Origin of the sequence: Kineococcus sp. R86509, assembly GCF_042466365.1 — a bacterium.
GTDB lineage: Bacteria > Actinomycetota > Actinomycetes > Actinomycetales > Kineococcaceae > Kineococcus.
Genome location: NZ_JAXHCE010000001.1, coordinates 84,966 through 106,173, shown reverse-complemented (window position 1 = coordinate 106,173; position 21,208 = coordinate 84,966). Strand labels below are relative to the sequence as shown.

The following is a 21,208-nucleotide window of genomic DNA, read 5'->3' as shown; positions in this document are numbered from 1 at the left end:
CTGAAGAGGGGCTCTTCGGGAACGGGGATGCAGTAGCGGCCTGAACCCGCCGGCCTCCAGTGGGACCGGGCGATGTGGTTGGTGAGGTCGCGGAAGCCTCGGGCCGAGCCTCATAGGTGTTCGAGCCGGCAGACCTCGTGCACCGCGGCTGGGATCTTCGTGTTCGTGCGGTGTGCCTGTAGCTCGCCTGATGTCAACGTCAGTTTCAGGTCACGGCCACGCCACGCTGTGCGGAGATGCGGTTGCGGACGATGTGCTCGATGAGAACCGGGACGTACGCGTGGATCGGCACGCCGACGAAGCGGGCCGCCGCATCGGTGACCCAGATCGCGATGTCGTCTTCGGGAACACCGGTGGACCGGCTCAGCCGCGTCGTCAGGTCCTGGAGGAGTTCAGCGTTCGGTGTTGGACGAGTGTCGGCTGGCCCTGCGGTCGGGATTGCGGGTCTCGCGATGTCGATCAGTGTTCGATGGGCATCATCCTCGTCGGCTGTCGCAGGAACGACGGTCAACGTCACGACCCTGCCGTCGCGACCGACGACGACCAACGATGTCGCGTCGCCGCCGTGCAGCGGCTGCAACAGGGGTGCCGATCGGGGCGACAGTCCTGCAGCGCCCGGCGTCGACGACCACCCGTCGTCGTGGTACCCGACCACGGCGATGTCACCGACCCTGCCCGCCAGAGCCTCGGCGAGTCCGGGCAACTCGGCTGCCAGCACGTCGGAGCGTGGCCACCAACCCCCGTCGACGAGGGACGAGGGTGCTGGTGCCAGTCGGATCCGGATTGGTTCAGCAGGATCGACCGGGGTGGAAGAGGTGGTGGCCCGCGGCGCCATGTCGGTCCGATCCGGTTCGGCGGGTGTCGGTGCGGGCGGGATGCCCGAACCCTGGCTTCGAGCACTGCACCGAGCACGTGGGGAGGACGCCCGACGGTGGTCGTTTCCGTGTGGTGTACGGAACGTCGACAGCCAGGTTGCGGTCTCGCGCCCCTCGCTCACCGTCTGACCCCGCTCACCGACCGGGATCACCTGGTCGTGCTGATCGTTCTCACGGCCAGCTCCCTCATCGCCTCGCACGTGAACAGGCTCCAGATCCGGTCTTCCCCGGACCGTGCGGGGCACAGCGGGAGGCTGGCGTGCTGCGAGCGGCGCCTTGATCGAAAGGCCTGGGACGGCACGCAGCGGAGTGAGGAGCGACCACCGAGTCGGCACCGCGAACGGTACCGTCCTCGCGAGCAGCAGACCGACCAGCAGTCGGTGGCAGCCGTCCGATCAGCCACGGTGTGACCATCAGCAGGACACCCCCAGGACACCGATCACGAAGACGACGAGAGTCCCCACCACCATCACCGCCGCCTCGGGGTCACGGATGCACGAGGATCTTGACCGCCGTGTCCTTGTGCTCGACGAGCGCGTCGAAGCCGTCGCGGATCAGGTCGTCGAGGTCGATGCGCGCTGTGATGAACGGTTCGAGCCGGACCTTGCCGTCCTGCACCAGTTTGATGGTGGCCGGGTGGTCGTTCGCGTAGGCGATCGTCCCGCGCAGGTCGATCTCTTTCAACACCAGCTTCTGCATGTCGACCGCGGGCCGGTGTCCCCAGATGGAGACGTTCACCACGACGCCGCCCGGCTTGACCGCCTCGAGCAGCATGTCGAGCACCGAGTCGACGCTGGAGCACTCGAACCCGACGTCCGCGCCATGGTTCTGCGTCAGCTTCCGCACTTCGGCGCCGACGTCGACCTGGGTCGGGTCCAGGACGTGATCGGCGATCCCGGTGCTCACGGCCATCGCCTTCCGAGCCTCGCTGACCTCGGAGAGGATCACGGTGAGACCTTGCGCCTTCAGGACCGCGGCGAGCAGCAGGCCGATCGGGCCGGCCCCACCCACGATCGCCACGTGCCCGGCGCGCGCGCTGCTGCGGACGAACGCGTGGTGGCCCACCGCGAGGGGTTCGATCAGCGCGGCGGCGTCGAGGGGGATGTCCCCGATCGGATGGACCCAGCGCTGCTCGACGACCACCGTCTCGCTGAGGCCTCCGCCCCGTCCACCGAGGCCGATGAAGTTCATGTCCGGCGACAGCTGGTACTCCTCGCCCGGACCGGTCGGCACCCCGGCACCGATGATGTAGGGCTCGACGACCACGTTCTCGCCGACCTCTAGCGACGTCACGCCCTCCCCGAGCGCGGTGATGGTGCCGGAGAACTCGTGGCCGAGGGTGATGGGAGCCTCCTCGTGCGAGATCGGCTGCGGGTGGCCGCTGGCGGGCACGAAGATCGGACCGTCGAGGTACTCGTGCAGGTCCGTTCCGCAGATGCCGCACCACGCGACCCTCACCGAGACCGTGCCGGGCAGGAGCCTGGGTTCAGGGATGTCCTCGATCCGGATGTCGTGACGTGCGTAGTAGCGTGCTGCTCTCATCACTGACCTTCTCCTGTTGTGCCGTCGTTCGATTCGCCGGCGCGTGCGGCCGACCGTCCAGCAGTACCGCATCCTGTGCCTGGCACCGACGCCTCACCAGGGCCGAAAGGCTCGGCGCTCTGGTCAGGTCCAGGTCGGGTCACGGTGTCTCGACACGGGTGGAGGAGTCGGACCGGTGGATCTCCATCTCGACCGAGACGACACCGATCGGGGAGGGTTCTGTCCGCGTCCGCGATGAGTCAGACACCCCACCGAGCTCATCGGGCGGTCAGGCGACAGGTCCTCTGGACTCCGCCTACCGTGCTCGATGTCCGGGTACTTCGGTGACGTCGTTGACTGCCGCAAGGGATGTCGCTGTCCCGATCTGGTCACCCAGCAGGCGGGCGATCCGGTCGAGGAGGTAGTGCTGCTGTTCGACGTCGTGGACGTCGCCCAGCAGTTCGGCGAGCGCGCGCAGGGAGAGGACGTTGACCTCGAAGTCGTGTTCCGCCTTGACCCGGTCACGTTCAGCGGTCCGGTTCTGACTCAGCAGGATCAACGGCGCCGCGTAGGCGGCCTGGGTCGAGAACAGCAGGTTCAGGAGAATGAACGGGTAGGGGTCGAACTCGTGGTCGACCACCCAGCGTCCTGCAGCCCAGCCGTTGTACCCCAGCCAGAGGACGATCAGGAGGGTCTGGGCCACGATGAAGAACCACGACCCGAACACGGCGGTCACCTTGTCCGCGACCCGTGCCGACAGCGGTTGGTCGTCGTGGCGGACCTGGTTCGCGGGTGAGCGGTGGCGCTGGGGCAAGTAGAGTCGCGTGGGACGGGACCGGTCCCTGGACGTCGTCATCTCGCCGGTTCTACGGGAACGTCCTCGTGGAGGAACGACGCACGGGGGCGGTGGGACCGCGACCAGTTCTCCAGCCGCGGTAGGTCGACCGGGTCGAGGGTGGGGGGACCGGTGAGGTCGCACCGATCGTCGCGGTCACGGGGGACGTGGGGGGAACCCCAGCCCGCGGGCGTTCGCAGCATGATGACGGGCCACCGGACCTCTGGGGTGACGCGCCCCGGGGAAGGGGACGCCGTCGCGGATCCGTCCCGGAGGGCAGAGGTCTGTGCGAGAACACGTTCCAACACCGCAGTGATCTCCATGTGGGGAGATTCCGTCGTGCCCAGGTCCAGGACCAGCGGCTCCCGGCCGTGGGCTCGAACCATCGAGCAGACGGCCTCGTCGCTGTGGGCCTCGTCGCTGTGCCGGGGCAGGTCGAGCACGGTCACCACCACCCCGTCCCGCCGGGCGTCGAGCGGGAGACCTCCGACCCATCCCGCCGCTGACGGGCAGGCCGAGGGCGGGACGTCACTGACGACGTGGACCACGAGCCGTGCGGGCGTCCGGTCCACCGCGTCGTAGCAGCGCAGGACCGCGTACCCCAGGTCTCCCGGTTCGGGCGCAGTCGGTCCACGTCGTCGCGGTGCCACGGACCGTCGAGAACGCTCATCGAGGTGCCTCGCCCACGCGCGGAGTTTCGCGGCCGCGCCGGCGGGGTCGACCGGTGGCCACACCGGGGGGAACTCCGCTGCGACGTCCCCCACGACGTCGCCGGCGTGGTCGGCCACGACGAGCGGGGTGCACCCCGCCGCCGGGACGAGGTTCTCGACGTGGGCACGGACGAGGTTCTGCAGCGAGGAACGGCCCCACCGTCCCCGTGGTCGCGGGAGCAGATCCGTGTCGTGCAGCGGCCGCGCGGGCAGGTGGTCCTCCCGCAGTCGCAGCAGGGCCAGGGTCAGGTGGTCCAGGGCGAGCCAACGCTCGGACACCACGTCGCGTGCGGGAGGTCCTGATCGACCCAGACCGGGTGGCGTGACCACGAACGGACCTCCGAGGTCTGCGATCAGGAGCTGATCGGCGTGGTTGGGACTGCGACCCGCCGACGCAGCTGGGTCCCCGTGGCGTCACGGCAGACCGCCACCGTAGGACCTCACGAGGCCCGTGACCCGGGGCGAACGTCCCGTGGCGACGACGGGGTCGTGACCCGCTTGCCCTCGGGGCAGGCGGGAGCGTACGGTGATCTCGCTGGGAAACAGCTGGCCCGGAACGGAAACGCTGCCACTCGCCGCCTTCCGTGAGCAGTTCGCTCACGCCGGACACCTCGGGTACCTCCACGTGAGGAACCGCTCGTGATCCCGCTCTTCGTCGGCCTCGGTGTTCTGCTCCTCCTCCTCGCCGCCCTGTCGCTGCGGATCGTCCAGCAGTTCGAGCGGGGTGTCCTCTTCCGCCTGGGTCGGGTCGTCGGAGTCCGCTCCGCCGGCCTGCACGTGATCGTGCCCGTCGTGGACGTCCTGCGGCGGGTGAGCCTGCGGATCGTGACCATGCCGATCCAGTCGCAGGGGATCATCACGCGGGACAACGTCAGCGTCGACGTGTCGGCCGTCACCTACTACCGGATCGTAGACGCCGAGAAGTCCGTGGTGGCCATCGAGGACGTGCGCGCAGCCATCAACCAGATCGCCCAGACCACGCTGCGCAAGGTGGTGGGCCAGCACACGCTGGACGAGACCCTCTCCGAGACCGACCGCATCAACGTCGACATCCGCGAGATCCTCGACGTTCAGACCGTCGAGTGGGGCGTCGCCGTCACCCTGGTGGAACTGAAGGACATCCAACTGCCCGACAGCATGAAACGTGCCATGGCCCGCCAGGCCGAGGCGGAACGCGAGAAGCGCGCGAAGATCATCGCCGCGGAGGGTGAATCCCTGGCGGCGCACGCACTGGGAGAGGCCTCCGACATCATGGTGCGCCACCCGCTGGCCCTGCAGCTGCGCAACCTGCAGAGCCTGGTCGAGCTCGGGGTCGACAAGAACACCACGGTGGTCTTCCCGGCGCCGCTGATGAGCACGATCGCCGAGCTGGGCGCGTTCCTGGCCCGTGAGCAGAACGCGTCCGAACTCCACGTGCCGGCTCCGGTGACGCCGGCGGCGGGGAAGCCGGCCGCAACGGCGACTCCCCGCTCGGGCCCCGTCGACGTCCCCACGGACGCCCCCGTCCCGAACGGATCCGTACCCGCTCCCGTCGCCTGACCCGGCCCGACTCCTCGGACCGCCGCCGGTGGCCGATCCAGAACTCCTCCCGCGTCCGGGTTCGACTGAACGCGGGAGGCTCCAGAAGGGAACGACATGAACCGCATCGTCGTAGGAATCGCCGAGCCGGCGACGTCGGCCGCCGCCGTCCAGTGGGCCGGTGCGCAGGCGCAGAGGTCGGGGAGTTCCCTGGAGATCCTCCGCGCCCTGCAGTACCCGAGCACCACCGCAGCAGGAATGGGCGCCTGGTACCCCGACGACCTGATGGGCGAGCTCGACTCCCTGGCGCTCACCGAGCTCGAGGAGGCACGGGCGTCGGTCTCGGACACGTTCCCGGACCTCGAGATCGACACCCGGCTCGTGCACACCCACCCGCGTCTCGCTCTGACCAGAGCGTCCGAGACCGCGCGCATGGTCGTCACCGGGGCCCGGCGCCGACGGACGCTGGCCGGCGCGCTCCTGGGTTCCACCAGCATGCACGTCGCTGCCCACTCCCGCTGTCCCACGGCGGTCATCCACGCCGAACCCGTGCCGGGCGCTCGAGGCGTCGTCGTCGGCTACGACGGTTCTCCGGCGGCCGACGAGGCCGTGACCGTGGCGGCCGAGCAGGCGAGCGCGGTCGGGGAAGAACTCCTCGTCGTCCACGCGTGGTTCCTCGAAGGTGTCGTCCCCGTCGGGTTCGAGCCCACCCGCTACGTCGCCCGCTCGACGCGGCAGGAAGCCGATCAGCGTCACCGTCTCGAGCAGGTGGCCCGGACCGTGGCGGATCTCCACCCGGGACTGGTGGTGCGTGCCGACCTGCTGGTCGACGGGTTCGCCTCCGACGGCCTCGTGACGGCTGCGCTCACCGCCCGCCTCCTCGTCGTGGGGAGCCGTGGTCACGGTGCCTTCGCCTCGATGCTGCTCGGATCCACCAGCAGCAACGTCCTCCAGCACACCCTGACCCCCGTCATCGTCGTTCCCGATCGCGTCCGCGTGGCCGGGGCGACTCCGTTGGAGGCGGACGACGAGGAGGACGGCGAGGCGGTCCGGCCCCCGGTGGGTGCTTCCGGCGGCGGCACCCCGTGACGGCCGTTCCCGGGGTCCTGCTGGTCGACGACCACGCTGTGGTCCGGGCCGGTCTGCGGGCGATCCTCGAGGCCTCGAGTCGGGCGCGAGTGGTGGGGGAGGCGGGGTCGGTCGCCGAAGCGTTGGAAGCGCTGACGAGGCTGCAACCGGACGTGGCTGTCGTCGACGGCCGGCTGCCCGACGGCTCGGGGGTGGAGGCGGCGCGTCAGGCCCGAGCGATCTCACCCCGGACCCGGGTGCTCATGCTCACCTCCTTCGACGACGACGACGCCTTCCTCGCCGCCGTCCTCGCCGGTGCCGTCGGGTACCTGCGCAAAGAGGTCCGCACGCTGGACCTCACGGCGGCGGTCCTGTTCGCGGCCTCGGGCGGCTCCACCATCGACCGCGCCCAGGTCGAGCAGGTCAAGCTGCGGCTGGCCGATCCGCTCGGTGGCGACGAACGGTTCGGCGCGCTCACCACCCAGGAACGTCGCGTGCTGGGACACATCGCCGACGGGCTCAGCAACCGCGACATCGCCGGCGCCATGAACCTCGCGGAGAAGACCGTCAAGAACTACGTCTCCAGCGTGTTCGAGAAGCTGCACCTGCGCAGTCGTACCCAGGCGGCGCTGATGGTCTCGCCCGGAGGAGGACGACGTGATGAGCACCAGGCCGACCTCGGTCACGACCGCTGACGTGGCGGTGGCGAAGAGCCCCGTGCTGGTCCCGGTCGGTCCGTGGACACTCAAGATCGGTTCGTGCACAGCTCCTTCCAGCACTCATCGGACCGTGTGGTCCGCGGCCGCCGTTCACGCCGTCGAGGTGCTGCTGGAAGACGGCACGGACGTGCGGGCGGGTCTGGACGAGGTCCTCGAAACCCTGCGTGTCCTCGAACGGGCCGATGTCCTCGTCCTCTTCGCCGACGACGGGACGGGGTTGGTGGAACTCAGCTCCGTGGCGGGTCCCGATCTCCCGCGCGGGACGCGGGAGGCGACGATCGTCCCCGCGGGTGAAGCGTTGGAGGGGCTCGTGGGCCCGAACGTCGTGGCGCCGCAGGTCCTGGGCTGGGAGGTGGCGCGAGCCGCGGTGGTGCTCCCCGAGGTCGACCACCCGCCAGGAGTGGTGTTGGCCGTGGGATGGCTGCGCGAGCCCGAGCGTCGGGGCCACCTCGACCATCGCAGCACCGTGGAGTTCCTCGATCACGTGGGTACGGCGCACCGGCAGGCCGGTCGACTCCGCACCCGGGTCGAGCACGCGGTGGCGCAGGACAGGCTGCGGATCGCCAGGGACCTCCACGACCACGTGATCCAGCGGCTGTTCGCCGTGGGGATGTCGTTGCAGGCAGCGACGGTGGCCCCGGGCGCCGGGGACGCGGTGGACCGGGCCGTCGACAGCCTCGACGCCACGATCAGGGACCTCCGACGCGTCATCTTCTCGTTGCAGGAGCGACAGACCGATCCGGACGGTCGCGCCGATCTCGATCACCTCCTCGGTGATGCAGGCGCAGCGCTGGGTTTCAGCCCGAGCCTGGTCGTCCACGGCCGGCTGAGCACCCTGTCCGACGTGCTCCGTCGTGAGACGACGGCCGTCGTGCGGGAGTCGCTGTCCAACGTCGCCCGTCACGCACGGGCGCGCCAGGCGTCGGTGGACATCTCGATCGTCGACGGTGTCAGCCTGGCCGTCACGGTCACCGATGACGGGGCCGGTGTGCCCGACTCGTCCCCGGGCGCGTCGTCCGGGATCGCGAACGTGCGGGAACGGGCTCGCGTCCTGGGGGGCTGGGCATCCGTCCGCGCCGGTGCCCGGGGAGGTACCGAGGTCCGTTGGTTCGTGCCACTTCCGCGCATCCGCCCGGGTCCGGGCGGACCCCGGTGAACCCAGGACCTGCGAACCTCCGACCGCCCCGTCGGTCGCACCGAACTCCCGGACGACCAGAACCACCAGGCGGCTCCGGCGCGGAGGGACGTTCTTCCCTACCACCGCACCACCGGGCGGGGCAGCCTTGGCGAATGCGCGTGGTGGGAGAGATCGGAGCGGTCGAGGGCCGACGACTGTTGGGTTCGGCGGGAGTGGGACGTGCTCTGCACACGTCCCGGGCGATGCCGGCGGTCACGGTCCTGGACTACGAGATCGCCGACGGTGTCCTGCACTTCGTCGCAGACGCCGGAGGGGAGGTCGCGGGGGCTGTTCGCGACCACGTCATCGCCTTCCACGTCGAGCAGATCGACCCGTCGGGTGAGAACGGCTGGAGCGTCACCGTCCTCGGAACCGCCTACCTCATCGAGGGGCCCGGCCCGGTAGGAGTGCGGGGACACCTCGGGCTGCGCAGTGGTGAGCTCCGCGAGCAGCTGTTCGGTCTCTCGTTGGAACACGTGAGTGGACAGCGGCTGCGGCGGAGAACGCCGGCCGAGCGGGCGGCTGCGTCGGATGGTCCGGTACGGCCCGTGACGGCTTGACGCGGTTCTGTTCGGCCCCGGCCGCCGTCGGCGTCACGTGTAGGGTCCGCCGCAGGATCGCAGCGCGGTCGCTCGTCACTTCTGGAGGATCGAGGCGCGGGTGGCCGAGGACGATCTCAGCGACAGTCTGACCAGCTTGTCCAGGTTGCTCACCGGACACGTACCGCTCCGGGACACGCTCACCCGCATCGCGGAGTTCGCGGTCCACGCCATCCCGGGAGCGGACGGGGCCGGGTTGACGATGCTGGAGGCCGACCGCCCCCAGACGGTGGTGGCGACTGCGGACTTCGTCCAACGTGTCGATGACGTGCAGTACGGCATCGGCGAAGGGCCCTGCCTGATGGCCGTCGCCACCGGCCGGACCCAGGTGGCGGGTTCTCTGGGTGGTGAGGAGAGGTGGCCGCGGTTCGGGCCGCGGGTGGGTCGCTTGGGTGTCCACAGCGCCCTGTCCCTGCCGCTGCTCCTGGGAGACCAGGTGCTGGGCGCGATGAACGTGTACGCGCACGAGAAGAACGTCTTCGGTCCCGAAGCGGTACGGGTCGGGGAGGCTTACTCCCGCCCGGCAGCCGTCTCGGTCCACAACGCCCAGATCCTGGCGACGTCGCAGCGGCTCGCGGAGCAGTTGCAGGAAGCCTTGAGCACCCGCGCGGTCATCGACCAGGCGATGGGAGTGATCCGTTCCCGGACGGGTTGCTCTGCTGCCGAGGCACGCGACCGGTTGATGGAGTCCAGCCGTCAGCAGGGTCGGAAGGTGTCACTCGTCGCCCAGAACCTGATCGACGAGGCCGTCCGGAGCGCGAGGGCCCGGTCGGCGAGGAGTACCCCGGAAACCCCGTGAGGCGCTCCTTCACCAGAGGTGACCGGTAGCCGCGTCCGTCCCGTCCGACACCTCGACCGTCCCTCACGCAGGGGCGGGTGAGGACCGCTGCAGGTGCACGTGGGGAGAGCCTTCTGCGAACCACAGCAGCTCTCGTGCGCCACCTGTCGGCGCTGGACGCCAAGAGTGCCTCCTCCGCGACGGAACTGCCGGCCGCTCTCGAGGAACTCCTCCACGCTGTCGTCGCTCTCGTCCCCTCGTGCGACCGGTTGTCCTTCGTCCTGCAGCGTCCCGGTGGTCCCCTCGTCGTGGACGTGGAGGAATCGGTCGTCGCCACGACCGCCGGACGGGAGAGTGCGGCGTCCGTGGCCATCCCCCTCGAGAACACGACCGGCGACCGGTTGATCTTCCGGTCTCGTGTCCCTGGAGCCTTCGCCCTGTTCGCCGACGAGCTGCGCGAAGTGCTCGGTCCTGCGGCCACCATCGTCTTCGATGGAGACCTCGATCCACGGTCGGGTCGTTCGGGCGGGCTGCAGAGCTTCTCGGACGTGCAACTCGTCGACCAGGCGGTGGGTGCCCTGCTGGACGAGGGCCTCGAACCCCTGGAGGCGATGGAAGAACTGCAGCGACGTGCTGCCGACGAGGGGACACCGCTCGTCGAGGCGGCCCACCGGCTCTTCGCCGACCTGCCCCGTCGTTCTCCACCGCCGCCCTCGAGAGACGGCTCTTGATCGCGGTCCGGTGCCGGCTCCGGGGTGGCGGTGGGCCGCGCGGTAGGACGTTCTGCTCTGACGTGCGTGCCTCGCTGCGGTCAGCATGGCGTCCAAGCACACTCATCGACGGTGACCGGAGTTGACGTGAACGCCACACCCCGCGCGGTAGTCGTGGGCATCGACGGGACACCGACGTCGGGCCGTGCCCTGGCCTGGGCCTGCGACGAGGCGGACCGGTCCGGGCGTCCCCTCCACCTCCTCAACGTGCACCACATCGACGCACTGCACGGCACGTTCGACGGCATCTCCGAGGACCTCGACGTGGACGTCGTGCAGGGAGCGGCCGAAGACGCCGTCGCGGCAGCGGTGGCCGGCGTCCGTCGTGCGGTGCCGAACGTCCACGTGACGGGTTCCGCCGTCTCGGGTTCTGCAGCCGGTGTCCTGGTGCAGTACTCGGCGGGGGTCGCGCTGGTGGTGCTCGGGTCGCACGGTCGCGGTGCTCTCGCCGGGATGCTCCTGGGGTCGGTCTCCACGCAGGTCGCCACCCACGCGCGGTGTCCCGTGGTGGTGCTCCGGGGAGATCCGCCTCCGGAGAGGAGCCGACCCCCCGCGGGCGCCGGGCGGACCCCGCACGTCGTGGTCGGCATCGACGGTCCGGGACCGACGACCGAGTCGGTTCTGGCGTTCGCGTTCGAGCAGGCGGATCGACGGGGTGCGTTCCTCGAGGTGGTCACCACGTGGCAGTTCCACCGCGACAAGCTCGCCTCGGTGCGGGAGGACCACGACCTCGTCGACCGTCGACTCATCGCCGCGAGCGAACGGTTCCTGGACACGGCCGTCGCGCCCTGGTCGGAGAAGTTCCCCGACGTCCACGTCCGTCGGTACGCGAGCGAGGGGGAGCCGGTGACCGTCCTCGTCCGGCGAGGGCTCGACGCAGACCTCCTCGTGGTGGGGAGTCGCGGTCACGGCGGGTTCGTGGACCTCCTGCTCGGCTCCGTCAGTCACGGAGTTCTGCAGTTCGCGCGGTGCCCGGTCGCCGTCGTCCGCGTGCAGCCCTGATGACGACCCGGGCTCAGGAAGAGCTCGTCGAGACCGGATGCGATCCGGTGTCGAGGGACGATCACCGCCCTCGGATCGTGGTGGGTGTCGACGGTGGAGTCTCGAGTCAGGAGGCGGTGACGTGGGCGGGTGCCGAAGCGACCCGGCGACGGGTGGGGATCGACCTCGTCCGTGCGTTGCGGCCCACCGGGTGGGTGACGGCGCACGCCGGACTGTTCTCCCACGACGTCCTGCAGGAGGCCGAACGCACCGCACGAGAGTCGTTGACCCGCAGTCGACAACGGTTGCACCGAACCGATCCGAGCGTCCAGGTGAGGTCACGACTGGTGCGAGGTCGCGCCGTGGACGTCCTGACCGAAGCGTCCGAGGTGGCCCTGCTCGTCGTGGTCGGTGCACGTCGGGACGAGTTGCGGGGCCGGGAGATCGGCCCGTTCTTCGACTCCACCAGTCTGCAGGTGTCCGCCCGGGCGGCGTGCCCCGTCGTCGTCGTCCCGGGACCGGAACCGTCCGACGCCTCCGGGGTGGTGGTCGGATGGGACGGGACGGTCGCCGCGGACGCGGTTCTGGACTTCGCCGCCGATGCGGCGGCGTCCCGTCGGGGAGGGTTGTTCGTCGTCCAGGTGGTACCACCCGGATCCGCGGGCGGGGGACCCGGGACGGGCGGAGCCGGTTCCCGAGGGGGTCATCCCTCCGGGGTGGAACCGGGGTCGTCGTCGTCCGTTCGACGGGTCGCAGGCGAGCATCCCGGTCTCGCGGTGGAGCGACGGGTGGTCGAAGCGGACTCCGTGCCCGAAGGCCTCCTGCGGGAGGCGCAGGGACGAGCACTCCTGGTGCTGGGTACCAGGGGACGAGGTGCCCTCGCCTCCCTGCTGCTGGGTTCCACCAGCAGGAAGACACTGCGACGCAGCACGATCCCCACCCTCATCGTCCACCCGGACGGCCCTCACCCAGGAGCGCAGAGGTCCTGACCCAGTGCATCGCCCCGACGCCACCTCGACGATGCGCCGCGACACCGACTCCAGGGAGATCGTCATCACCATCCCACCGTCCGCTCCGCAGGAACTCACCCCGACGTCGGTCGACCAGGAACCGCCGGCGATCGAACCGGGATCCCTCACGCTCGTGGAGGGAGCGACGTTCGCCGTGAGCGATCGCCTGGGGGACATCGACGCACGACGCGCGCACGGGCTCTTCTACCGGGACACCAGGGTGCTCTCGCGGTGGGAGCTGCGGGTGGACGGCCACCGTCCGGAGGTGCTGGCCGTCCACCAGGCCGAACCGTTCCGGGCCGAGATCCTCGCCCGCGTCGTGGGGGCGGGTGGCGCCAGTCAGCTGCTGGTCCGTCGCCGCCGCTACGTCAGTGACGGGATGCGGGAGGACCTGCAGGTCCGCAACCTGTCTCGCGCGGCGATCCGCGTCACCGTGGACCTCTCCGTCGCCGCCGACTTCGCCGACATCTTCGACGTCAAGGACCGCCGCCGGCCGCCGGAGCGCCGGTTGACCGTGCACGCGCAGGGTGAGGCGCTCTCCCTGGGCCTGGCGGACCACCGCCGCGGCGTGCAGATCCGCGCGGAGGGTGGCGAGGCCACGGCGGACGGCCTGCGCTTCCAGGTGGAGATCGCGGGCGGTGCCCGGTGGGAGGCGCAGGTCCTGGTTCGACCCAGCGTCGACGGCCACGACGTCACCCCGCCGTTCCCGGTGGACCGACCGCTCGAGCAGGCCGTCCCGCTCCTGCGGTTGCAGGAGTGGCGCGCCCGGGCCCCGGTCATGACCAGTGGGGACCCGATGGTCCAGCGCACCCTCCACCGGAGCCTGGACGACCTCGGGGGTCTGCGGATCAGCGACCCGGCGGACCCCGGCGCGGAAGTCATCGCGGCCGGGGCGCCCTGGTTCATGGCGCTGTTCGGTCGTGACTCCCTCCTGACCTCGTACATGGTGCTCCCGCTGGACGCCGGCCTGGCGTTGGGGACCTTGCGTGCCCTCGCCCGGGCGCAGGGGACGGTCTCCGACCCCGACACCGAGGAGGAACCGGGCAGGATCCTGCACGAGACGAGGATGGGACTGGACTTCCCCCTGGCTCGCGGTGGGGCTTCCACGTACTACGGGACGGCGGACGCCACGCCCCTGTTCGTGACCGTGCTGGGCGAACTCTCGCGACGGGGGGAGTTCCCGGAAGCCGTCGCGGAGCTGCTCCCCCACGCGGACCGGGCGCTGGAGTGGATCCTGGAGTCGGGGGATCGAGACGGTGACGGGTTCGTGGAGTACCAGCGCGCGACGCCCACGGGGTTGCTCAACCAGGGCTGGAAGGACTCCTTCGACGGCATCAACCACGCGGACGGGCGCATGGCCGAAGGACCGATCGCGTTGTGCGAGGTGCAGGGTTACGTCTACGCCGCCTACCTGGCCCGCTCGCGACTGGCCCGGGCCGCCGGTGAGCCCGTAGGAGCGGCCCTCTGGGACGATCGGGCGGAGAAGCTCAAGACCGCCTTCGACGAGGCTTTCTGGATGCCGCAGCGCGGTTGGTACGCCGTCGCCCTGGACGGTGAGAAGACCGTCGTCGACGCCCTGACCTCCAACGTGGGGCACTGCCTCTGGTCGGGCATCGTGCAGCAGGACCGGGCGCCGGAGCTGGTCGGACACCTGATGTCGCCCGAGATGTTCACCGGGTGGGGAGTTCGGACGCTCGCCACCTCGATGGGTGCTTACAACCCGATCAGTTACCACAACGGCTCGGTGTGGCCCCACGACAACGCCCTGCTGGTGGCCGGCCTGATGCGCTACGGGTTCGTCGAGGAGGCTCAGCGCGTGGCGCGTGCGCTCTTCGACGCGGCGGAAGCGTTCGGCGGCAGACTGCCCGAGTTGTTCTGCGGTTTCGACCGCGAGGAGTACCCCGTGCCACTGCCCTACCCCACCTCGTGTTCCCCGCAAGCGTGGGCGGCGGCGACACCGGTGCAGCTCATCAGCTCGCTGCTGCGCACCCAGCTCGAACCGCGTGCGGGTGGTCTCCTCGACTGGCGACCCGCCTGGCCGCGCACCCTGGGACGGCTCTCCATCGATCACCTGATGTTGGGTGGTCAGGACACGAACCTCCTCATCGACGACGACCGCGCGACGCTGACCAGCGGTGACACCACCCTGTCCGCCATCAACGAGAGCGGTGACACCGCATGAGCACTCGAACGTTGAGGTCCACCCCGGGACCGGCAGCGCAACAGGACGCACTGCACGTGGTGCAGATCGCCACTCCGTGGTTCGAGGTCCCACCTGCTGGGTACGGGGGCATCGAGGCCGTGGTGGCAGGTGTCGTCGATGCGCTCGTGGACCGCGGCCACCGAGTCACCCTCATCGGTGCGGGGCGCCACGGCACGAAGGGGGACTTCCTGGCGACGACCCTGCACCCGCAAGGCCCACGGGTCGGCCAGGCGAACCCGGAGGTCCTGCACGCCGCTCGGGCGGGGCACCTGCTGACGGGACTGGGGGCCGACATCGTTCACGACCACAGCACAGCGGGTCCGCTGCAGGCGGCCCAGCGGGCCGCTCCTACCGTGGTGACGGCGCACGGCCCGGTGACAGGGGAGATCGGTGACTACTACGGGGCGATCGGAAACCAGACGCACTTGGTGGCCATCTCCGCGGCGCAGCAGCGACAGGCACCGACCTTGCCCTGGGTGGGACTGGTGCACAACGCCGTCGACACCGGCGCCTACCCGTGGCGGAGCCAGAAGGAGGACTTCGCCTTGTTCCTCGGCCGATTCTCGCCCGAGAAGGGCGTTCACCTCGCCATCGACGCGGCAGAGCGTGCGGGCGTCCGGCTCGTGCTCGCCGGGGCGGCGCACCCCGCGGAGAAGGAGTACTTCGACCGCCAGATCGGGCCTCGGCTGTCATCCCGGGTCGTGTGGGTCGGGGAAGTCGGAGGGGCCGAGAAACGGGACCTCCTGGCCCGGGCGAGCTGTCTGCTCTTCCCGGTCCAGTGGGAAGAACCGTTCGGGATGGTGCTCATCGAAGCCATGGCCTCCGGTACGCCCGTCGTCGCGCTGCGCAGAGGATCGGTACCCGAGGTGGTCGAGGACGGAGTCACGGGCTTCGTCCGCGACGACCTCGATGGGCTCGTCGCCGGACTGCGTGAGATCCAGAGGCTCGACCCTTCGATCGTGCGGGCACGGACCGTGCTCCGCTTCGACGTGAAGGCGATGGCGGCAGGGTACGAAGCGGTTTACCGTCGGGTACTCGTCGATGCAGGACGAACAGAAGTCGTCGATCTGCGGAAGACGTCTTCGGCTCGAGGGGCCACCTACGTGAAGCGGCTGCTGACCCCTGCTCGCCTCGCCGATGATGCGGTTCCCTGGCAAGTGTGAAGAAGAACTCGAGGGTCGGTGGGACCGGAAACGACTTCGGTCCGGACGGGCGCTGGAGGTCGGAAGGCAGCACCTCTGGCTCTTTCGATCCGCATCTGAAGTGATCACCGTCCCGTACGACGCTGCGGGGGCGACTGATCTCCTGGTGTGAGACGGGAGTTGACACCGTGTGGATCTCCCTGAGTAGAGCATCAGCTCCACGCGCCGGGATGCCGGGCACTCACGAGTGGCGCCTCGGGCTGTTCGCAGGGTGACGTGGCTCAGCCGGTACCATCGATGAAGCGGATCTGAGCTGCGCCGGCACAACTCTGGTCAGGTTCACGGGCTGGGCAGCGGGTCACGGTAGGCGTCGACCTGCCAGGCAGGTCGTCAGCTCATGCAGCTCCTCAGGAACTTCCTGGGGGGCAGCATGGATACGATCCCCTCTCGGAAGTTTTCGATCGGAGATCCTCACGTCGAATCCGGGTCTGGACTCTGGCCGGTGGGGAGCTCCCTGGCGCGGCTGCCTGCGGCATGGTTTCCCCCTGGCACGGCTGTCTGGGGTAGCAGGCGGGCGATGCTGGTGGCCAGAGCAGCATCGGTGGTGTCCAGTTCTCCGCGGTAGGCGTCGAGCATGACCTGTGCCACCCGGCGGGCTTTGACGTTGAGGTGTTGGGAGACCTGGGTGAGCAGGTTCCACGCCTGGTCCGGGTCCAGGCCGTAGCGCTGGGCCAGGACGCCGGTGACGAAACCGAGGTGTTGGCGGCTTTCCAGACCCGCCCGTAGGGTCGCCGTCTCCTGCTCCAGCTCTCTGATCCGAGTCTGCAACAACACGAAATCGTCGATCGCGGCGTCTGGTGCTCCCGGCTCCGGTGTGGCCAGGAAGTCGCTGCGGGTCATGGCTGTCCTTCCGCGATGCCAGCAGGGCCAGCTGAGGTTTCAGCGGGTCCAGGCGTTCTGCCCACCGTGGCACGGGATCGCCGTGAACGGGGCCGTGCCGGTGCGGCACCGGTGCGGTACCGCTCACCAGCTGTCGCAGCGGCCGGTGTCATGGTGCGGCCTGTGCTTTGAGGAGGGCGCTGATGGCGTCCGCGGGTTGCGGACGGGCGAGGTAGTAGCCCTGCAGCAGGTCCACCCCGGCCCGGGTGAGGTGGGCCCGCTGCTCCTCGGTCTCGACCCCTTCACCGATGACCCGCACCCCCAACCCCTTGGCCACCACCAAGACGGCATCGACCAGCGCCCGTGAACGCGGGTCCTCCGGCAGGCCGGTGACGAAGCTGCGGTCGATCTTGGCGTAGTCCACCGGCAACCCGACCAGGCGGGACAAGGAGGAGTAGCCGGTGCCGAAGTCGTCGACGGCCAGGGGATGACCTGCGGTGGAGTACCCACTGAGGGCGGGCAGTAGCAGTGGGTCGGTGAAGGCGTCCTCGAGAACCTCCAGACCGACATCCCTGGTTGCAGGTCGTGGGTGGCCAGGTTCGCCGCGAGCACGTTGGAGGTGGTGGGGTCGATGAGGTCGCGGGGGTGCAGGTTGCAGAACACCCGGTCAGGGGCAGCAGATCCCAGTTCGGCGCGCCACGAGGCGAGTTGGAGGCAAGCCGCGTGCAGGACCCAGCGGCTGATGCCGGGTGAGGCGGTGCTGCTCTCGACGCGGTCGATGAAGTCGACGGCTTCGAGCAGGTCGTAGTCGGGGTGCTGCCAGCGCAACAGCGCCTCGACGGCTTCGATGCGGCCGGTGACGGCGTTGAAGATCGGTTGGTAGTGCAGGCGCAGTTGGTCACGTTCGACGGCGTGGAGGAGGTCACGTTCGAGGCGTCGACCGAAACCGTGGACGTCTCCGAAGACGTGGTCGCGGATGACGACCCGGCTGCGTCCGGCGTCCTTCGCCGCGTACATCGCGGTGTCCGCGTCGTGCAGCAGGGTGTCCGCGTCGGGGGCGTCGCGGGCGGTGGTGACGCCGATGCTGGCAGAGACGAGCAGGTCCACACCGTCCACGCGCACCGGCTGCGCCAAGGCCTCGCGCAGCCGGGAGGTGATCAAGGACAGGGTCAGGTGCAGCTGGGCGGGGTCATCAGGCAGGTTCTCGCACAGCAGGACGAACTCGTCGCCGGCCAGACGTCCCAGGGTGTCACCCGAGCGCAGGGTGGTGGCCATGCGGGCGGTGACCTCGATCAGGACCCGGTCCCCGGCGCCGTGGCCGAAGGTGTCGTTGATGCCTTTGAAGCGGTCGAAGTCGATGAACATGACCGCGATGGTGGAGTGGCGGCGGCGGGCGGTGAGCAGGGCGTGCTCGATGCGGTCGTAGAGCAGGCCACGGTTGGGTAGGCCGGTGAGCTGGTCGTGCATCGAGCGGTGTTCCAGCTCGCGTCGGGACTCCTTCGCCTGGTCCCGGTCGTGGGCCATGACGAGGTAGGAGACGGCGACGTCAGCCAGCAGCGCGGCGAGGTCGAGGGTGGCGCCATCCCAGGGGCCGGCTTGGCGGCGGTAGAGGTCCAGGCTGCCCCAGGACTTCCCTCGGCTGCGCAGCGGGAGAGCGACCACCGCGAGCATCTGTGCTTCCAGGGCCGAGCTGGTGTATTCGTTCCACCGGCCCCGTTGTTCGCGCAGGTCGCTGATGATTACCGGTTGTCCGGAATCCATGGCGTCACGGCAGGGTCCCTGTTGAAGGGCTTCCTGCAGCCTCTCCGGTTCCTCTGTGCTCATGCCGGTGCCGGTGCCGGTGGTGGCGTGCACGAAGCGGCCGCGGGAAGGGGCGCCGTTCTCACCACTGATACCCATGCCGATGCCCATGACCCCGACGCTGTCCACCTGCAGCGCGGCGCCTGCGCTCTCGCACAGCTCCCGCAGCATCGTGTCCGCGGCGAAGTCACCGGTCGAGGCCCGAGACAGCCGAGCTACCGCGTGGACCAAGGCGATGGGCCCCGACCCGTCTCGTTCGCGGTCTTCGTCCTCAGAGGCCTGGCGATCCGATCCGTCGTCGTTCATGGCGTCCCGTCCGCGACGCCCGACGACGTCGATCCCACCCACTGCGGGCGATCCCACCGGCAGGGGGGAGGAAGCAGCGGTTGATCTGCGCGACGAACCGTTGCAGTGAGGAACGCGATTCGAGGCGAGACGCGGGGTGTCGGTCGTTCGGGCGCCGCTGTCCTTCAGCGCGTCCAGAAGACGTCGACCGAAAACGGCGCTGGGTGGCGAGACAGCGCTCGAGGAGCCCCCGGTACCGAGGACTGTAGGCCACATCTAGAGGTTCGGGTGGCCACCGTCCCTAGGGGATCTGAAGCGACAGCGTCGCTGACACTGAGATCAGTGCAGCAGGGGGGCAACCTGACCCGGCGGCATCGACGGCCATCTACCTGGACGTGTTCGCTGTTCTGGGAATTCAAGCGGTAAGGCGCGTTCTCGTACCCGGGGGCCTGCTCGTCGGCCTCAGCGTAGGCGGGGAGTCCTCGATCCTGTTGTGGTTCAGTTCCCTCGTCGATGCCGGTGACCGCGCTGTGCACCTGGCCCTGGCTGTGCCCTCCCGTGAGGCGGTGGAGGCGGTGTTCGCCGCAGCGGTGCACCGCGGCGGGGAGGTGCTGCATGGTCCTCGCTATGGCCGCAGTATCACCCCGTCTACTCCGGGGTCTGCGGTCGCCGACGCTGAATCAGGTGATCGCGGTCATGCGGATCGAGATGAGCAGTCCCGCGACCTCGACACCGAGCTTGGCTACGTAGCGGGTCGGTGGGTCCGTGGGGAACCATCGGGCGTATTCCTCGTTCATGCCGGCGAAGTCGGCTGGGTTGGTGAGCAGGACACCTACCTCGACGACGTCGTCCAGGCTGGCGCCGCCCGCCTGCAGGATGGCCTGACAGTTGGTCAGCGCCTGGCGCGTCTGGGCTTGAACGGTGTCACCCGCCAGCTCCCCGGTGTCGGGGTCAAAGCCGACCGTTCCGGAAACGACCACGAATGATCCGGTTTTGACCGCCTGGCTGTAGAGCGGTGAGCTCGGCGCGTTCGGGGTGGAGATGATCTGGCGCGGCACGTCGGTTCCTTTCATCGGGTTCTTCACCGTTGCGGGTGAGCGGCAAGACGCCCATCCGTGGGTGGGGGTGTTCGCGGCGCCCCGGCCCTCAGGTGCGTGCGTCGCTGGCCGTAGATGGTCGCGGGATTGGAAGATGAGAAGGACTCCGTCCCTGGCCGCGTAAAGATCCAGCGTCCTGCCCCTCGGACACGTGCGGCAACGTCGGACGCGCACGGCGGTCACATCAGTGGGCGACGAGCTCAGCCCTGTGGGTGACCGATCTCCCACTCCTGACCGCTCGGATCGACAAGCCGCCCCAGACGCCACCCGTGCTCGTCGCCCACGGGGGAAGTCACCTCCGCGCCCGCGGCGGCGGCCCGGGCGACGAAGCTGTCAGGGTCATCGACTACCAGCAACGTCCGGCTCGTCGGGGATCCGGATGCGGGGCTGGCGCGGTGCAGGTCGGGATCGGCGGCTGCGACCCAGAAGTGGGCCCCGTCCACGGTGAGTTGAGCCAGTCGCTCATCCCCACTGCCGATCGAGTGTTCGATGTGGGCTCCGAACCCGGCCTCGTAGAAGCGGATCGCCTCCTCGGGGTGGTCCACCCAGAGTTGCGCCTGCAGCGTCGTCATCGTCGGCTCCATTGGTCCAGTGGTGTCCTACGGCTCACCATCCGCTCACCCGCCCTTCCTGTCGAGGGCGCTTGAGTCCTGGAGCTGTGCGGGGCGGGGCGTGAGTGGGAGCCGCTCGAAGCGGGGCGTGGGTGGGAGCCGCTTGAGTGGGTGGGCCGTTGCTGGCCTCAGGTGGCGGTCGCCTCGGAGCACTGGTTCCTGGGTCGAGGGGAACGAAGGCGTTCGGGTCAACGTCACCGGCGGCTGTCACGGGTGGGTGTCACGGGTGGGTGTCACGGGTGGGTGTCACGGGTGGGGCGGTTGCTGTCTCGCCCGCTCGCTGGTCTGAAAGGTCTGCAGGCGCGGTACCCGCTCGGGCGTGCCTTGGAGGTAGGCCTACCGGTCGTTGTGCAGCTGGGGAGGCAGTCGCTTCTTCAGTGCCCCGTGCTCGCCCGCTCCTGCTGGGTGTCGATGCAAGGGCAGGTGGTGCAGGTGAGGTTGGCTACCGGTGAGACGACATAAGGCCGATCAGCACTGCTCACGGAGGTATCACCCACTTTGGGCAAACTTCAAGCTGGCATCGACACCACAGGATGATGTGTCTCCTCGATATGACCGTGAAGTCATCGCGAGAATCCTTGCCAGGGGACGGGCACCTCTGGCAGGGTCGTCGCACTGGGTTCTGCGCAC

General features: G+C 69.5%; 18 protein-coding genes and 1 pseudogene. 11 read left to right on the top strand and 8 right to left on the bottom strand.

Annotated elements, in window-relative coordinates:
- Positions 1 to 205: 205 nt before the first annotated feature.
- From SJY07_RS00530 to SJY07_RS00515, 4 genes are all read right to left on the bottom strand, one after another.
- The gene (locus SJY07_RS00530) at positions 206 to 835 is read right to left on the bottom strand and encodes a DUF5994 family protein (protein ID WP_380156243.1); all 630 of its coding nucleotides are present in this window, start codon (positions 833 to 835) and stop codon (positions 206 to 208) included.
- 526 nt (positions 836 to 1,361) lie between these two features.
- The gene (locus tag SJY07_RS00525) at positions 1,362 to 2,417 is read right to left on the bottom strand and encodes a 2,3-butanediol dehydrogenase (RefSeq protein ID WP_380156241.1); all 1,056 of its coding nucleotides are present in this window, start codon (positions 2,415 to 2,417) and stop codon (positions 1,362 to 1,364) included.
- A gap of 295 nt (positions 2,418 to 2,712) precedes the next feature.
- Positions 2,713 to 3,210: a DUF1003 domain-containing protein gene (locus tag SJY07_RS00520; RefSeq protein ID WP_380156239.1), complete on the bottom strand. Its 498-nt coding sequence runs from the start codon at positions 3,208 to 3,210 to the stop codon at positions 2,713 to 2,715.
- 38 nt (positions 3,211 to 3,248) lie between these two features.
- Entirely contained in the window at positions 3,249 to 4,223 is a 975-nt protein-coding gene (locus SJY07_RS00515; protein ID WP_380156237.1) for a hypothetical protein, read from the bottom strand.
- Between the two features lie 357 nt (positions 4,224 to 4,580).
- Between SJY07_RS00515 and SJY07_RS00510 the strand changes: the two genes are divergently transcribed.
- The 11 genes from SJY07_RS00510 (at position 4,581) to SJY07_RS00460 (ending at position 15,927) form a co-directional block, all read left to right on the top strand.
- A complete protein-coding gene (locus SJY07_RS00510) occupies positions 4,581 to 5,480 on the top strand; it encodes a slipin family protein (protein WP_380156235.1) in 900 nt (299 codons plus the stop codon).
- 96 nt (positions 5,481 to 5,576) lie between these two features.
- Positions 5,577 to 6,548, top strand: a complete 972-nt coding sequence (locus tag SJY07_RS00505; protein WP_380156234.1) for a universal stress protein — start codon at positions 5,577 to 5,579, stop codon at positions 6,546 to 6,548.
- Positions 6,545 to 7,222, top strand: coding sequence for a response regulator (locus SJY07_RS00500; RefSeq protein WP_380156232.1), 678 nt, complete (start codon positions 6,545 to 6,547; stop codon positions 7,220 to 7,222). The genes SJY07_RS00505 and SJY07_RS00500 overlap by 4 nt, the downstream gene beginning before the upstream one ends.
- A 127-nt stretch (positions 7,223 to 7,349) precedes the next feature.
- Positions 7,350 to 8,402, top strand: a complete 1,053-nt coding sequence (locus tag SJY07_RS00495) for a sensor histidine kinase (protein WP_380156230.1) — start codon at positions 7,350 to 7,352, stop codon at positions 8,400 to 8,402.
- Between the two features lie 134 nt (positions 8,403 to 8,536).
- Positions 8,537 to 8,983: a pyridoxamine 5'-phosphate oxidase family protein gene (locus SJY07_RS00490; RefSeq protein WP_380156228.1), complete on the top strand. Its 447-nt coding sequence runs from the start codon at positions 8,537 to 8,539 to the stop codon at positions 8,981 to 8,983.
- A gap of 136 nt (positions 8,984 to 9,119) precedes the next feature.
- Positions 9,120 to 9,821 (top strand): GAF and ANTAR domain-containing protein, encoded by a 702-nt coding sequence (locus SJY07_RS00485; RefSeq protein WP_380156226.1) that lies wholly within the window; start codon positions 9,120 to 9,122, stop codon positions 9,819 to 9,821.
- Positions 9,822 to 9,955: 134 nt separating this feature from the next.
- On the top strand, positions 9,956 to 10,531 hold the full coding sequence (locus tag SJY07_RS00480) for a hypothetical protein (protein ID WP_380156224.1): 576 nt from the start codon (positions 9,956 to 9,958) through the stop codon (positions 10,529 to 10,531).
- Between the two features lie 126 nt (positions 10,532 to 10,657).
- On the top strand, positions 10,658 to 11,572 hold the full coding sequence (locus tag SJY07_RS00475) for a universal stress protein (RefSeq protein WP_380156222.1): 915 nt from the start codon (positions 10,658 to 10,660) through the stop codon (positions 11,570 to 11,572).
- Positions 11,572 to 12,540, top strand: coding sequence for a universal stress protein (locus tag SJY07_RS00470; RefSeq protein ID WP_380156220.1), 969 nt, complete (start codon positions 11,572 to 11,574; stop codon positions 12,538 to 12,540). The genes SJY07_RS00475 and SJY07_RS00470 overlap by 1 nt, the downstream gene beginning before the upstream one ends.
- A gap of 4 nt (positions 12,541 to 12,544) precedes the next feature.
- Positions 12,545 to 14,743 carry a glycogen debranching N-terminal domain-containing protein gene (locus SJY07_RS00465; RefSeq protein WP_380156218.1) on the top strand — a complete coding sequence of 733 codons (2,199 nt, stop codon included), beginning with the start codon at positions 12,545 to 12,547 and terminating at the stop codon, positions 14,741 to 14,743.
- Entirely contained in the window at positions 14,740 to 15,927 is a 1,188-nt protein-coding gene (locus tag SJY07_RS00460; RefSeq protein WP_380156216.1) for a glycosyltransferase family 4 protein, read from the top strand. The genes SJY07_RS00465 and SJY07_RS00460 overlap by 4 nt, the downstream gene beginning before the upstream one ends.
- Before the next feature lie 450 nt (positions 15,928 to 16,377).
- On the opposite strand, the gene SJY07_RS00455 is transcribed toward SJY07_RS00460, so the two are convergent.
- The 4 genes and pseudogenes from SJY07_RS00455 to SJY07_RS00440 all read right to left on the bottom strand — a co-directional run bounded on the left by SJY07_RS00455 (position 16,378) and on the right by SJY07_RS00440 (position 20,539).
- A complete protein-coding gene (locus SJY07_RS00455; protein WP_380156214.1) occupies positions 16,378 to 16,806 on the bottom strand; it encodes an ANTAR domain-containing protein in 429 nt (142 codons plus the stop codon).
- A gap of 148 nt (positions 16,807 to 16,954) precedes the next feature.
- Positions 16,955 to 18,756, bottom strand: a pseudogene (locus SJY07_RS00450) (putative bifunctional diguanylate cyclase/phosphodiesterase).
- A 794-nt stretch (positions 18,757 to 19,550) separates the two neighbouring features.
- Positions 19,551 to 19,928: a RidA family protein gene (locus SJY07_RS00445; protein WP_380156212.1), complete on the bottom strand. Its 378-nt coding sequence runs from the start codon at positions 19,926 to 19,928 to the stop codon at positions 19,551 to 19,553.
- Positions 19,929 to 20,167: 239 nt separating this feature from the next.
- Positions 20,168 to 20,539 (bottom strand): VOC family protein, encoded by a 372-nt coding sequence (locus SJY07_RS00440; RefSeq protein ID WP_380156210.1) that lies wholly within the window; start codon positions 20,537 to 20,539, stop codon positions 20,168 to 20,170.
- Between the last annotated feature and the right edge of the window lie 669 nt (positions 20,540 to 21,208).

Coding starts and splice junctions, on each gene's coding strand:
- SJY07_RS00455 (WP_380156214.1), bottom strand. CDS start 16,806: ATGACCCGCAGCGACTTCCTGGCCACACCGGAGCCGGGAGCACCAGAC.
- SJY07_RS00490 (WP_380156228.1), top strand. CDS start 8,537: ATGCGCGTGGTGGGAGAGATCGGAGCGGTCGAGGGCCGACGACTGTTG.
- SJY07_RS00460 (WP_380156216.1), top strand. CDS start 14,740: ATGAGCACTCGAACGTTGAGGTCCACCCCGGGACCGGCAGCGCAACAG.
- SJY07_RS00440 (WP_380156210.1), bottom strand. CDS start 20,539: ATGACGACGCTGCAGGCGCAACTCTGGGTGGACCACCCCGAGGAGGCG.
- SJY07_RS00530 (WP_380156243.1), bottom strand. CDS start 835: ATGGCGCCGCGGGCCACCACCTCTTCCACCCCGGTCGATCCTGCTGAA.
- SJY07_RS00505 (WP_380156234.1), top strand. CDS start 5,577: ATGAACCGCATCGTCGTAGGAATCGCCGAGCCGGCGACGTCGGCCGCC.
- SJY07_RS00470 (WP_380156220.1), top strand. CDS start 11,572: ATGACGACCCGGGCTCAGGAAGAGCTCGTCGAGACCGGATGCGATCCG.
- SJY07_RS00525 (WP_380156241.1), bottom strand. CDS start 2,417: ATGAGAGCAGCACGCTACTACGCACGTCACGACATCCGGATCGAGGAC.